The organism is Hydrogenophaga sp., assembly GCF_051858985.1.
Taxonomy (GTDB): domain Bacteria; phylum Pseudomonadota; class Gammaproteobacteria; order Burkholderiales; family Burkholderiaceae_C; genus Hydrogenophaga.
The window spans coordinates 502354-515603 of the sequence record NZ_JBHYGM010000004.1 but is presented as its reverse complement, the minus strand read 5'-3'; the positions used below and the strand labels follow the sequence as shown (position 1 = coordinate 515603).

Here is a 13250-nt window from a genome sequence, read left to right as displayed (position 1 = left end):
ATCGTGCCCACGTTCACGTGCGGCTTGGTCCGCTCAAATTTCTCTTTTGCCATTTCTAATTCCTAAAGAACAAACCCGTGTCACGGTTTAAGGTCTGCACCACACTGCTGGATCGCCCCGCACGGGGACAGGGCGGCGCGTGGTCGCAGACCGGCTGAATCAATTACTTGGCACGCGCGGCCACGATGGCCTCGGACACGTTGCGCGGCGCCTCGGAGTAGTGCTTGAACTCCATGGTGTACGTGGCACGACCTTGCGACATCGAGCGCAGCGTGGTCGAGTAGCCGAACATTTCCGACAGGGGCACTTCGGCCTTGATGGCCTTGCCGCCGCCCACCATGTCTTCCATGCCCTGCACCATGCCGCGACGGCTGGACAGATCGCCCATCACGTTACCGGCATAGTCCTCAGGCGTTTCCACTTCCACGGCCATCATGGGTTCCAGGATGACCGGACTGGCCTTCTTGCAACCTTCCTTGAAACCGAAGATGGCGGCCATTTTGAACGCCATTTCGGACGAGTCCACATCGTGGTACGAACCGAAGTGCAGCGTCACCTTGACGTCAACCACCGGGAAGCCTGCGAGCACGCCGGCATTCAGGGCTTCAATCACGCCCTTCTCCACCGCAGGGATGTACTCGCGCGGAACCACGCCGCCCTTGATCGCATCCACGAACTCGAAACCCTTGCCGGCTTCGTTGGGTTCGATCTTGAACACCACGTGGCCGTACTGGCCCTTGCCGCCCGACTGGCGCACGAACTTGCCTTCGGCTTCGGCCACTTCCTTGCGGATGGTTTCGCGGTAAGCCACTTGCGGCTTGCCCACGTTGGCTTCCACACCGAATTCCCGCTTCATGCGGTCAACGATGATTTCCAGGTGCAGTTCGCCCATGCCGGAGATGATGGTCTGGCCGGATTCCTCGTCGGTCTTGACGCGGAATGACGGATCTTCAGAGGCCAGGCGTTGCAGTGCAATGCCCATCTTCTCCTGGTCGGCCTTGGTCTTGGGCTCCACGGCCTGTGCAATCACGGGTTCAGGGAAGACCATGCGTTCGAGCATGATGATCGCATCTGGATCGCACAGGGTCTCACCCGTGGTCACGTCCTTCAGGCCCACGCAGGCAGCGATGTCGCCGGCGCGAATTTCTTCGACTTCCAGGCGATTGTTGGCGTGCATCTGAACGATACGGCCGATGCGTTCCTTCTTGCCCTTGACAGGGTTGAAGACCGAGTCGCCCTTCTTGAGCACACCCGAGTACACACGCACGAACGTGAGCTGGCCGACATACGGGTCGGTCATCAGCTTGAACGCCAGTGCGGACAGCTTTTCGTCGTCTGCGGCCTTGCGCGACGTCGGCTCTTCATTGTCGTCCGTGCCACCCACGGGCGGAATGTCCACGGGAGAGGGCAAAAAGTCGATCACGGCGTCGAGCATGCGCTGCACACCCTTGTTCTTGAAGGCGGTGCCGCACAGCATGGGCTGGATTTCGGTGGCAAGCGTGCGCGTGCGGATGCCCTGCTTGATTTCAGCTTCCGTCAGGTCGCCTTCCTCAAGGTACTTGTTCATCAGCTCTTCGCTGGACTCGGCCGCGGCCTCGAGCATCTTCTCGCGCCATTCTTCGGCTTGCGCCTGCAGTTCGGCGGGGATTTCCTTGAACTCGAACTTCATGCCCTGCGAGGCCTCGTCCCAGATGATCGCCTTCATCTTGATGAGGTCGACCACGCCGGTGAAGTTTTCTTCAGCGCCGATCGGGATCACGATCGCCACCGGGTTGGCCTTCAGGCGCAGCTTCATCTGGTCGTAGACCTTGAAGAAGTTGGCGCCCGTGCGGTCCATCTTGTTGACGAAAGCGAGGCGCGGCACCTTGTACTTGTTGGCCTGGCGCCAGACGGTTTCCGACTGGGGCTGCACGCCACCCACGGCGCAGTACACCATGCAGGCGCCGTCCAGCACGCGCATGGAACGCTCCACCTCGATGGTGAAATCCACGTGGCCGGGGGTGTCGATGATGTTGAAGCGGTGCTCGGGGTAGGACAGGTCCATGCCCTTCCAGAAGCAGGTGGTGGCAGCGGACGTGATCGTGATGCCGCGCTCCTGCTCCTGCTCCATCCAGTCCATGGTGGCCGCGCCATCATGGACTTCGCCGATCTTGTGGTTCACACCGGTATAGAACAGGATGCGTTCCGTGGTGGTGGTCTTGCCGGCATCGATGTGCGCGGAAATACCGATGTTGCGATAACGCTCAAGGGGCGTGGTGCGGGACATGGAAATACTCCGAAAAGGGATCGAGCCCGCCACCCTGTATCAGGGAACGCGGGCTCTCGGTTCTGGATGCTCTCAGATGGGGGCGATGCCCCGGATCAGAAGCGGAAGTGGCTGAACGCCTTGTTGGCTTCGGCCATGCGGTGCACTTCGTCACGGCGCTTCATGGCGCCGCCACGACCTTCGGTGGCCTCGATCAGCTCGTTGGCCAGGCGCAGGGCCATGGACTTCTCGCTGCGCTTGCGGGCGGCTTCCTTGATCCAGCGCATGGACAGCGCCAGACGGCGCACCGGCCGGACTTCCACCGGGACCTGGTAGTTGGCGCCACCCACTCGGCGGGATTTCACTTCCACCATGGGCTTGACGTTGTTGATGGCCACCGAGAAGGTTTCCACCGGATCCTTGCCGGTCTTCTTCTCGATCTGCTCGAGCGCACCATAGATGATGCGTTCGGCAACGGCCTTCTTGCCGCCTTCCATGATCACGTTCATGAACTTGGAGAGCTCGACATTGCCGAACTTGGGGTCCGGCAGGATTTCACGTTTAGGGACTTCGCGACGACGTGGCATTTCTTCACCTCAATATTGCTTCAGTTGGCGTCTTTTGAGACACCGCGAGAGCCATGCGACCCTCACTTACTTGACCCGCACGGACGATTCCGTGTTGTGGGCCTTGGCGTCTGGACCACCTGCCTGGTGGCACAAACCCCGGGAAACCAGGCCGATCAGGCCTTCTTGGGACGCTTCGCGCCGTACTTGGAGCGCGACTGCTTGCGGTCTTTCACGCCCTGCAGGTCGAGCGAACCGCGCACGATGTGGTAACGCACACCGGGCAGATCCTTGACACGACCACCGCGCACCAGCACGACGCTGTGTTCCTGGAGGTTGTGGCCTTCGCCGCCGATGTAGGAGATGACTTCGAAGCCGTTCGTCAGGCGCACCTTGGCGACCTTGCGCAGAGCGGAGTTGGGCTTCTTGGGAGTCGTGGTGTACACACGGGTGCACACACCGCGACGCTGCGGAGAGTTCTCCATGGCCGGGCTCTTGGATTTGGTCTTTTCGACCTCCCGGCCGTGGCGCACGAGTTGGTTGATGGTTGGCATTGAAAAACGTCCCTAAACGTTTGAAAAAAGCGAAAACGGAAATCTCTTCGGAGGAACCCGAAAAGCCCGCTAATGTAGCACGCGCTCCGTTTTCTGACAATGGCGCCCGACGCAGCCAGGCGTGCCCTTACTGGATCCAGAGGCGAATGGCGTCCCAGGCGCGGCCAAAAACGCCGCTTTCCTCCACCGTGTCCATGACGGTGAGGGGGATCTCGGCAACGGTGGCACCGCTGGCCATGGTGACCTTCAGCGAGCCGACCGCCTGACCCTTGGTGAGCGGCGCCACCAGAGGCTCGGGCCGGATGACTTCGGATTTCAGCTTGGCGCCCTCGCCTGTCGGCACTGAAACCACCACGCCTTCAGGCCGCCCGAGTTTGACCTGCTCGGCCTGGCCCTTCCAGATGCGCGGCGTGGCCACCGGCGTGCCGGCGGGGAACAGGCGCACCGCTTCGAACGCGGTGTAGCCCCAGTTCAGCAATTTCTGGCTTTCGGCGGCCCGGGCGTTCTCGCTGGTGGCTCCGAGAACCACACTGAGCAGGCGCCGCTGGCCCTGCGCGCCCTCGCCGAGGCCAGGCACCTGTCGACGCGCCGTAGCGACGAGGCAATAGCCGGCGGCGTTCGTGTGCCCGGTCTTCAGGCCATCCACGCTCGGGTCGCGAAACAGCAGCAGGTTGCGGTTCGTGTCGTTGGTGGCGGGCGTGCCGGGGTAGCGGTAGCGCTGGATGGCGTAGTAGGGGACGTACTGGGGAAAGTCGGACATCAGCCGCGTGGCCAGGGTCGCCAGATCGCGCGCAGTGGTGGTGTGGCCGGCTTCGGTCAGCCCCTCTGGGTTCCGGTAGCTGGTGCCCTTGAGCCCCAGCACCTTGCCCTGCTCATTCATGAGTTGCACGAACCGTTCGACCGATCCGGCGACCCCTTCGGCCAGCGCGACGGTGGCGTCGTTGCCGGATTGCACGATCATCCCCTTGATGAGGTCTTCGACCGGCACCTGCATCTTCGGGTCGATGAACATGCGCGATCCCGGCATCTTCCAGGCGCGTTCGCTCACGCCAAACGTCTGCGTGAGACTGATCTTGCCGGACTTGAGCGCGTCAAAGACGATGTAGGCGGTCATGAGTTTGGTCAGCGAGGCAGGCTCGACCGGCTGGTCGGCCTCCTTGGCGGCCAGCACCTGCCCGGAGGTCACGTCCAGCAACAGGTAGGCACGCGCAGCCACCTCGGGCGCCACGGGCATCTGGGCCACCGCAGGCAGCACGGCGCCCGTCATGAAGCCACACATCAACAATCGTGAGAAGAAACGGCGCAACAAAATCTGGTCCTCAAAAATCGGAAGTAAGTCCTGCAGCGCTGTCAGGCACGCAGGTGACGCAAGACCAGTTCGCGCAGCAGCGGCAACTGGCCATGAAAGAAATGCCCGCCACCGGGCACCACCAGCACCGGCAGCACCTGGGGCCTTGCCCAGTCCATCACGGCCGCCAGCGGCACGGTGTCGTCCTGCTCGCCATGAACGACCAACGTTCGGCCCTGGAGTTCCGCGGGAATCGGTGCCGCATCGAAACGGCTGGCGGCCGTGCCGACCAGCACCACGCGCTGGAGGTCCCTGACGGCATGCAGGCGTGCCACTGCGTGAGTGGCCACAAAAGCACCAAAAGAGAATCCGGCCAGACACAGCGGCCCATCGGACGCCTGTGCATCGACCACAGCCAGCAGGTCGTCGAGTTCGCCCCGACCCTCGTCGAAGCGGCCTTCGCTGCGTCCCACGCCGCGGAAGTTGAACCGCACTGCGGTCCACCCGTCGAGCACGCTGGCGCGCGCCAGCGTCTGAACCACCTTGTTGGTGAGCGTCCCGCCATGCAGCGGATGCGGATGGGCGATCACCGCTGTGCCCCGCGACGAGCCCGCAGGCCGGTCGATGGCCACTTCCACCTGGCCTGCCGGGCCGGCCATCAGCAGGCTTTCGGTCTGTGCATTCATGATGAGGAAAGGCCAGGCCCGTCAACGTCCCACGTCGGGCGGGGTCACCAGTCGCTCGACCACGATCCCATCACGCAGATGCGACTGCACGATCTCGTCGATGTCATCCTGGTCGACATAGCTGTACCACACCGCTTCAGGGTAGACCACGGCAATGGGCCCGCCGGCACAGCGGTCGAGGCAGCCAGCCTTGTTGACTCGAACCTTGCCCACGCCCAGCAAGCCGTGCGCCTTCGCCTGGGATTTGCATCGGTCGAAGGCCGCCTGCGCCTTGTGGTCCGCGCAGCAGGCTTCGCCATTGGCGCGCTGGTTCAGGCAGAAGAAGATGTGCCGTTCGTAGTAGGAGGTGTTGTCGCTCATCCAGGGGATTCTAGGCCGCACGCTCGCGCGGAGGTCTTGCGACGGCGCGCAACCCGAACCACAGCGCGGCAAACGGCCACAACCAGCCGAGCCATTGGGAGAGCCCATGGAAGCGGATGAACCGCCCTTGCTCCCACACTTCAAGAGACTGCGCGAAATACGGGCTGTCGGACGCACTGTTGAGCAGCGTGAGCGAAACCGCCAGACACAACAGCATCAACACGTGGCACAACCGCCGTGACATCCACATTGCCATCACGCCCAGCGCCAGCGCCAGCCCCATGCCCAGCTCGGCCTGGGCGTTCATCCAGGCCCAGGCGTGCCTCGGGCCATAGGTGAGCGCGGCCGAGAGGCCCGCTGCGCCCGCTGCACACAGGAACAGCATCAGCAGGAACACCGCCCTGCGCGCCACCGACCGCATTTCCGCCATGCCCATGAGCAGCGGCGCGAGCAGACACAAGGCGATGCAGAACGCTTCGGACAACGGGCTCAGCGGCTGCGGCAGTTCGAGCCGGACAGGAACCCACGCCAGGAAGGGCGTCTCGTCAAGCACCTCCACCAGCCCCGCTTCGAGCCGGTCCCAGACCTGCCCCAGCCCGAAGGGCACGGACAGCGGGTACAACAGCGCAACAGGCCACAAGGCGAGCAGCACGATGCTGCCATGCGCCGTGGGTTCGAACCAGTTCTCGCGGAACCGGCTCCACCGGTGCAACACACCCAGCCGCTCCAGCACGACGGCGGCCACGGCACCGATCAGGGCACCCGCCGAATTCAGCGCCAGGTCGACGTTGGACGGCACCCGCATGGGCAGGTAGGTCTGAGCGGTCTCCACCGCCAGCGAGAGGAGCACGGGCACGCCCAGCGCCACGGTCCATGTCCAGGGTCCCCAGCCCTTGCGCCACATGGCCAGCGCGAGCAGAAAGCCCAGTGGCGCGTAGCCCACCAGGTTGGAAGCGACATCAAATCCGGTCCAGTACTGTGGCAGGGGTGCCAGCAGGTAGGCGAATGGCGACACGCCCTGCACGCGCCAGCCGGAGAAGGGGTAAAGGCTCGCATACACCACCAACGCGGCGAACAGCAACGCCAGGGGCCAGGCGGAGGAGCGGGTCTTCAAGGCGCCGGAGCCCGACATCAGAAGGGCTTGACGACCACAAGCACCACCACCACCACCAGCAGGATCACGGGCGCTTCGTTGAACCAGCGGTACCAGACGTGGCTGCGGCGCTGGCTGCCCAGTTCGAAGCCACGCAGCAGCCGGCTGCAGGCATGGTGGTATCCCAGAACCAGCAACACCGCGAGCAGCTTGGCGTGCATCCAGCCGTTGCCCGGCCCTCTGCCAATGCCATAGCCCAGCCACAACCACAGGCCCAGCACCAGCGCCGGCACAGCCAGGATGTGGGTGAAGCGCATGAGCTTTCGCGCCATGAGCAGCAAGCGCTCACGCTCGGCAACGCTTTCCGGGGGCACCATGGCCAGGTTCACGAAGATGCGGGGCAGGTAGAAGAGCCCGGCAAACCAGCTGGCCACGAAGACGATGTGAAAGGATTTGACCCAGAGCATCGCGGCAGTGTAGCCCCCGCATCCGGGGTACGCGGCACTGCGCAGAAAACCGATCGGCCAAAAAAAAACCCGGCCTTGAAGGGCCGGGTCAGGAAGCCTTTTTGCTGTCACACACTAAGGCACCCGCTCAGGGAGGAAAAGCGGGGAGTCGTCTTGCGACAACCCGCAGAAATGGTACACGAAAACTTTTGAGAACCCAAGGAACCTGTCAGATCTGACATTGATCGAGTTGCGTTTTTGCAGTAGCAGAAAAGGCCTACATCATTTTCGCGAGCTCAAACATCACCGCGGTGCCCAAGGCTTCGCGAATGTTGCCGCGGCCCACCTTGGCCATGGAGAATTCGCCGAAGCCGGACATGTCGAACGAGCTGTCGTCGGGCGAAATTTCAACAAACGGGAACTCGTACACCTCACGCAGCAGTTCGCGGCGGAAAACATCGAATTCGTGGTCCTTGATCTCGGAGTCCACGATGATCAGATTGGGCATGCGGCGGCGAATGGCTTCGCTGGCCTGCCTGAAGTCGACCACGCTGTCGGACACGATGCCGATCTCGCGCAGCGCGTCGCGCACGTCTGCGCGAATCTGCAATGTGGGCGAAATGGTCAGCACATACACGCCAGAAAGCGACTTGAACATGGACGAGTGATCGTCCGACAGGTCCACCGCCGAGATGCCGTCGACGGCCTGCACCGTGCGGTTGAACATCGCCGTGAAGTTCACCCCCTCTTCGCTCACCGTGCGTTCGATGTCGATGCCGCCTGACGCGAGAGCGATCTGTCGCACCAGCATCCAGCTCACGCTGTCGGCGGCCGGATGGCTGGAAGGCGGGGAACCGTCGTTGGACACGCGCACCTGAAACCGCGCATGTTCCGGCCAGTGATTGAGGTCCATGCGCACGTCGATGCGATTGCCGAACGGCAGGCTCCAGTTCAGCACCGCGTTGACGAAAGCGTAGGCCACCGTGGGATCCACCAGCACCTCGACCGGCTTGAGCTTGCGGCGCAATTCCACGCCCAGGATCGCCAGTTCCTGCTTGCGTTCCTGGAGCACATCCTCCAGCAACGTGGCCATGTTCACTTTCTCGTGCGACTGCCGGATGCGCCCACCGTGGAAACGGTGGATCTGCTGGGCGCTGAGTCCTGCGCTCTTGATGCGCTCGCTGGGGATGCTCAACGCGCGGTGCTCGAGTTTGCTGATGTGGCCCTTCTGCAAGAGCAGGTCGATGCTGTTCTGCAGCGCGCTCACGCCTTCGGTGACCTCGTCCGCAAGCCCCGACAGCAGCGTGGGCCAATGGGCTTCCAGTGTCCAGCCTTCGGCCTCGCGTTCTCCAGCGGGCTGTGGGGCCTTGGTGGCAGATGCGCTGGATTTCTTGGTGGTCAACATGGCTGAAGGGCTCGTGTGCGGCACGACGCGGGGGTGGAAAGCGTTGGCGATGACTGGAAAATATCACCCTGCGGGCGCGTCAGCACACGAACCGGTAGCAGTATTTTCTTCTTACTGTGGAGTTCGCCACACAGCCCCCTTTTTTCCAGCGGTTCAAAATAGCGCCATGCACCCACCAGCCCCCTACCCCCAGAACCGTCCGCGGCGCCTGCGCCGCGATGCCTTCACCCGTGAACTGGTGCGTGAGCACCGCCTGCACCCGGCAGACCTGATCTATCCGGTGTTCGTGCTGGATGGCCAGGGACGGCGGGAAGCCGTGGGCTCGATGCCGGGTGTGGAACGGCTCAGCCTTGACTTGTTGCTGCCGGTGGCCGAGGACTGCGTGGCGCTCGGCATTCCCGTGATGGCGCTGTTCCCGGTGATCGACCAGGGCCTGAAAACGCCGGATGGTCAGGAGGCCCTGAATCCCGACGGCCTGGTGCCCCGGGTGGTGGGTGAACTCAAGCGGCGTTTTCCGCAGCTCGGCGTGATGACCGACGTGGCCCTGGATCCCTACACCAGCCACGGGCAGGACGGCCTGCTCGACGAGCACAACTACATCCTCAATGACCCCACGGTGAAGATCCTCACGCAGCAGGCGATCACGCAGGCGCAGGCGGGCGTCGACATCGTGGCGCCCAGCGACATGATGGACGGGCGCATCGGCGCCATCCGCGACGCGCTCGAGGCGGGTGGCTTCGTGCACACGCGCATCATGGCCTACAGCGCCAAGTACGCCAGCGCCTTCTATGGCCCCTTCCGCGACGCGGTGGGATCGGCCGCCAACCTGGGCAAGGCCGACAAGAAGGTCTACCAGATGGACCCCGGCAACACGAACGAGGCCTTGAGGGAAGTGGCGCTGGATCTCGCCGAAGGCGCCGACATGGTGATGGTCAAGCCCGGCATGCCCTACCTGGACATCGTGCGCCGCGTGAAGGACGAATTTGCGGTTCCCACCTTCGCCTATCAGGTGAGCGGCGAGTACGCCATGCTCAAGGCCGCCGCGCAGAACGGCTGGCTGGATCACGACGCCGTGATGATGGAGAGTCTGCTGGCGTTCAAGCGCGCGGGCGCCGACGGCATCCTGACCTACTTCGCCCGCGACGCCGCCCGGCTGCTGCGCCGCTGAGGCTGCCCATGCGCATCTTCCACATCCTGCCGGGTTCGGTCAGCGAGTCCGCCACCCTGCCGATGGTGCTGCCCGACAAGGGCTACGTGTGGATCGCCTGCGGCCGGCGCGAGTTCGAACTGGAGCAGGGAGCGGTGCAGTCCACGCTGCAGGTGCTGTGTGGCATGACGCTGGTGGACCTGCACATCTCAGACCTGCTCAACAACCAGTTGCCCTCGCACTACGACTACACCTCGCAGTACGACATCCTGGTGTTCCGGCGGCTGGCTGCGGGGCACAGCGAGACCGACCTGGCCCACCCGGGTGAAATGCTCACGCAGGCCACGAAGCGCGGCGGGCCGCCGGTGCTGCGCCGCATCGACACCAGCCCGGTGGGGTTTGCCGTGTTCGATCGCGTGCTGCTCACCGTGCACCCGGCCGGCTGCCAGGCGCTGGAACATTACGCCACCCGCCTGATGTCGGCCGCCACGGCCGCCTCTCGCGCAGCGGGCGTGCACCTGCCGCCCAGCCCGGCCGACCTGATGCTGCGCATCGTGAACCAGATGGTGGACGGCTACCTGGCGTTGCGCCGCGAACTCACGCGCCAGCTCGACCACTGGCAGACCGAGCTGCTGCAGCCCAAGGCACGCTTCAGCAACTGGGGTTCGTTGCTGGACGCACGCATCTCGCTGCACCAGCTCGACGAGATCTGCGAAGACCAGCGATCGGCCATCCAGGACTGGATCGAGGCGCTCGCCACCTGGGAGCCCAACGAATCCATCGGGGGTCAGCGAGGGCTGGAGTTGCTCAAGGTGCGTTCACGCGACGTGCTGGAGCACATCGAACGCGTGGTGCACCACGTACGTCGGCTGGAGCAGAACGCCGAGACCGCCGTGCAGATGCATTTTTCGGCGCAGAGCAACCGCACGAACGACATCATGCGCACGCTCACCGCCCTCACCGCCATCTTCCTGCCGCTGAATCTGATCGCCGGCATCTTCGGCATGAATTTCCAGTTCATCCCCCTGCTGCACCAGCAGACCGGGTTCTGGTGGGCCATCGGATCCATGGTGCTGACCGCCGTGGTGCTCGGCGTGCTGTTCTGGCGCAAGCGCTACCTGGTGCGCACCACAGGCCGCTGAAACACCCTCAGGGTCGGGGTGGTGGCACGCCGAACAGCGCGGCGCCATTGTCCCAGGCGATCTTGCGCGCCACGTCCGCCGGCAGCCCACCTAGCCAAGTGCGGTAGCCCTTCATGAGGTCGTCGTAGTACAGCCAGCGCTGGTTGACCCAGGTGTCCGAGCCGATCATGAAACGATCGGGATACTTGAGCAGCAGTGCGCGCCACTCGGGGCAGAGCTGGCCGTCGCCGCAAGTGAGGCCTGGACGGTAGGACAGCTCACCCATGAGCGTCGGGTAGCGCGCGAACAACGCATCCACGCGCGCCACCGGGCTGCCGCCTATCCCCGTGTGCGCCCAGATCAGGCGCATCTTCTGGCCCTTCGACGGCGTGTTCGCCATCAGCAAGTCAATGGCTGCGTCGTCCACGTGCGCGAGGATGGCCAGGTCTTTTTCTTCCGCCAGCGCCATGAGCTGCTTCGCGACCGAACCGTTGGCGTTGTCGCTGTCGTAGAGGTGGAACTCCCCCAGGCCCCGATACGGTCCGGCCGGCGTGCCGCGCGCGAGTTCGGCCTGCACCATCACCACGATGCTCGGGTCGAGGAACCAGTTGTTGTAGTCCGCCCGGTTTCTGTAGAGGCGCACGAAGGGCACCACCGTCACGCCAGCGGCGCGAGTCTGGTCACGCGCCGTCGCCAGGGCCTTGGTGCCGTCGTTGGGGCGCGAGTTGGCCACGATGGCGCGCACGCCGTTGCGCTTCATGCGCTCCAGCACATCGGCCATGGGGTGGGGACAGCCCGGTGCGGGAGTGTCGTGCACGCAGGCTTCGTCGTTGTAATGCAGGTGGGCGTCGAACAACGGGCCGCTGTAGTCGGCTGCAGAGGCAGCCGCGCACACGGCTGAAACCGCGAGCGTGATCAGAGCGCGCCACATGCGAGGTCAGCCCAGGTGCTGGGCGAGGAAGGCCAGGGTCCGCTCGCGCGCCAGCTTGGCCGCCGCTTCGTTGTACGAACCGCGCTGGTCGCAATTGAAGCCATGGTTGGCTTCGTACACGTGCACGACCACGCCCGGGTGGGCTTTCTTGAACGCCTCCACCGTGTCCAGCGGAATCCAGTGGTCCTTGTTGCCGAAGTGCGCCATCACCGGCACGCCGGGCTGGCGGGCCGCTTCTTCCGGCGTGGTCATGCCGCCGCCGTAGTAAGGCACCGCCGCCGACAGGCCCTTGAGCGCGCAGGCCGAGCGCCAGGTGAGCAGACCGCCCCAGCAGTAGCCCACGATACCGACCTTGCCGCCTTGCGCAGCGTGGTCGATCGCGGCCTGGATGTCGGGCATCACACCGGGGGCGGGCAATTCTTCCACGGCCGTCTTGAGCGCGAAGCCGGCGTTCATGTCGGCCTCGGTGTAGCCGGCCTCGACGCCTGGCTTGACGCGGTGGAAGGTCGCTGGCGCGACCACGAAATAGCCGTCGGCCGCATAGCCATCGGCCACCGAGCGGATGTGCGAGTTCACGCCGAAGATTTCCTGCAGCACCACGAGGCCGCCGCGCGGCTTGCCGCTGGGCTGGGCAATGTAGGCCGGAAAGGTGAAACCGTCGGCGGATTTGAGTTCGGTGGTCTGTCCCATGGGGATTTGCTCCTGTGTGGATGGTGAAAGTCAGGCCTGCAGGCGGCGGGCCACGAAGTCGAGCCGGTCCTGGCCCCAGAAAAGTTCGCCGTCGATCACATAGCTGGGCGCACCGAACACACCGGCATCGATGGCCGCCTGCGTCTGCTGTTCGTACGTCGTCTGCACATCGGGCTGGAGGGATTCGTCCAGTCGGGAAGCGTTCAGGCCGGTCTGGGCCAGCAGGGCCGCGAGCACGGACAGGTCTGCAATGTCGCGCTCCTGCGCCCACACCGCAGCGGTGACCGCGCCGGTGATGCGCATGGCGGCGTCGGCCCCGTCGCGCAGGGACACGGCCGTGATGAGGCGCGCCGCGGGGTCGCCCGACACCGGGAAGAAGCGGGGCTCGGGGTTCAGCGGCACACCCAGCGCGTCACTGAAGCGGCGCAACTCCAGCAGACGGTAGGCCTGGCGCTGCGGCGCCCGTTTGTGCAGCGGCAGGCCGCCGGAGATGGGGAACACCTTGCCGAGGTCGGCAGGCAGCACGCGCACGGTGGCGCCGGTTTCGCGCACCAACGCGGCGAAGCGTTCGTGGCCCAGGTACGTCCACGGGCTCTGGGGAGCGAAGTAATAGTCGACTGTGCGACCCATGGCGGTCTCCTGGGGCTGTTGTAATGTGGCGCTGGCTGGCGCGCCCTGTGTTGTACGCGATGCCGCCACATTCTGCAGGAGACAGGTT

Annotated in this window: 14 protein-coding genes; 2 read left to right on the top strand and 12 right to left on the bottom strand. The window is 64.4% G+C overall.

Going from position 1 to position 13250, the window contains the following annotated elements; genetic code table 11:
- Window positions 1–163 precede the first annotated feature (163 nt).
- The 9 genes from fusA to ACTIEY_RS19435 form a co-directional block, all read right to left on the bottom strand.
- Window positions 164–2266 carry an elongation factor G gene (gene fusA, locus ACTIEY_RS19475; RefSeq protein ID WP_439520797.1) on the bottom strand — a complete coding sequence of 701 codons (2103 nt, stop codon included), beginning with the start codon at window positions 2264–2266 and terminating at the stop codon, window positions 164–166.
- Between the two features lie 95 nt (window positions 2267–2361).
- Entirely contained in the window at window positions 2362–2832 is a 471-nt protein-coding gene (gene rpsG, locus ACTIEY_RS19470) for a 30S ribosomal protein S7 (protein WP_086126948.1), read from the bottom strand.
- Window positions 2833–2987: 155 nt separating this feature from the next.
- Window positions 2988–3365, bottom strand: coding sequence for a 30S ribosomal protein S12 (gene rpsL / locus ACTIEY_RS19465; RefSeq protein WP_068169701.1), 378 nt, complete (start codon window positions 3363–3365; stop codon window positions 2988–2990).
- A 127-nt stretch (window positions 3366–3492) separates the two neighbouring features.
- Window positions 3493–4632: a D-alanyl-D-alanine carboxypeptidase family protein gene (locus tag ACTIEY_RS19460; RefSeq protein WP_439520796.1), complete on the bottom strand. Its 1140-nt coding sequence runs from the start codon at window positions 4630–4632 to the stop codon at window positions 3493–3495.
- A gap of 83 nt (window positions 4633–4715) precedes the next feature.
- Window positions 4716–5339: an alpha/beta hydrolase gene (locus tag ACTIEY_RS19455; protein WP_439520795.1), complete on the bottom strand. Its 624-nt coding sequence runs from the start codon at window positions 5337–5339 to the stop codon at window positions 4716–4718.
- A 21-nt stretch (window positions 5340–5360) separates the two neighbouring features.
- A complete protein-coding gene (locus ACTIEY_RS19450; RefSeq protein ID WP_439520794.1) occupies window positions 5361–5699 on the bottom strand; it encodes a (2Fe-2S) ferredoxin domain-containing protein in 339 nt (112 codons plus the stop codon).
- 10 nt (window positions 5700–5709) lie between these two features.
- Window positions 5710–6831, bottom strand: a complete 1122-nt coding sequence (locus ACTIEY_RS19445; RefSeq protein ID WP_439520793.1) for a VanZ family protein — start codon at window positions 6829–6831, stop codon at window positions 5710–5712.
- A complete protein-coding gene (locus ACTIEY_RS19440) occupies window positions 6831–7259 on the bottom strand; it encodes a CopD family protein (protein ID WP_439520792.1) in 429 nt (142 codons plus the stop codon). The genes ACTIEY_RS19445 and ACTIEY_RS19440 overlap by 1 nt, the downstream gene beginning before the upstream one ends.
- A gap of 256 nt (window positions 7260–7515) precedes the next feature.
- Window positions 7516–8643, bottom strand: a complete 1128-nt coding sequence (locus tag ACTIEY_RS19435) for a hypothetical protein (protein ID WP_439520791.1) — start codon at window positions 8641–8643, stop codon at window positions 7516–7518.
- Between the two features lie 166 nt (window positions 8644–8809).
- Here ACTIEY_RS19435 and hemB point away from each other — a divergent pair, with 166 nt between their 5' ends.
- Together hemB and ACTIEY_RS19425 are read left to right on the top strand one after the other, a co-directional pair.
- Window positions 8810–9811, top strand: a complete 1002-nt coding sequence (gene hemB, locus ACTIEY_RS19430; protein ID WP_439520790.1) for a porphobilinogen synthase — start codon at window positions 8810–8812, stop codon at window positions 9809–9811.
- An 8-nt stretch (window positions 9812–9819) separates the two neighbouring features.
- On the top strand, window positions 9820–10932 hold the full coding sequence (locus ACTIEY_RS19425) for a magnesium transporter CorA family protein (RefSeq protein WP_439520789.1): 1113 nt from the start codon (window positions 9820–9822) through the stop codon (window positions 10930–10932).
- Window positions 10933–10939: 7 nt separating this feature from the next.
- Here ACTIEY_RS19425 and ACTIEY_RS19420 read toward each other — a convergent pair whose 3' ends face one another.
- Genes ACTIEY_RS19420 through ACTIEY_RS19410 form a run of 3 tightly spaced genes read right to left on the bottom strand, consistent with a single transcriptional unit; the run spans window position 10940 to window position 13162 of the window.
- Window positions 10940–11842, bottom strand: coding sequence for an amidohydrolase family protein (locus ACTIEY_RS19420; protein ID WP_439520788.1), 903 nt, complete (start codon window positions 11840–11842; stop codon window positions 10940–10942).
- A gap of 6 nt (window positions 11843–11848) precedes the next feature.
- Window positions 11849–12532, bottom strand: coding sequence for a dienelactone hydrolase family protein (locus ACTIEY_RS19415; protein WP_439520787.1), 684 nt, complete (start codon window positions 12530–12532; stop codon window positions 11849–11851).
- A gap of 30 nt (window positions 12533–12562) precedes the next feature.
- Window positions 12563–13162 (bottom strand): 2-hydroxychromene-2-carboxylate isomerase, encoded by a 600-nt coding sequence (locus tag ACTIEY_RS19410; protein ID WP_439520786.1) that lies wholly within the window; start codon window positions 13160–13162, stop codon window positions 12563–12565.
- Between the last annotated feature and the right edge of the window lie 88 nt (window positions 13163–13250).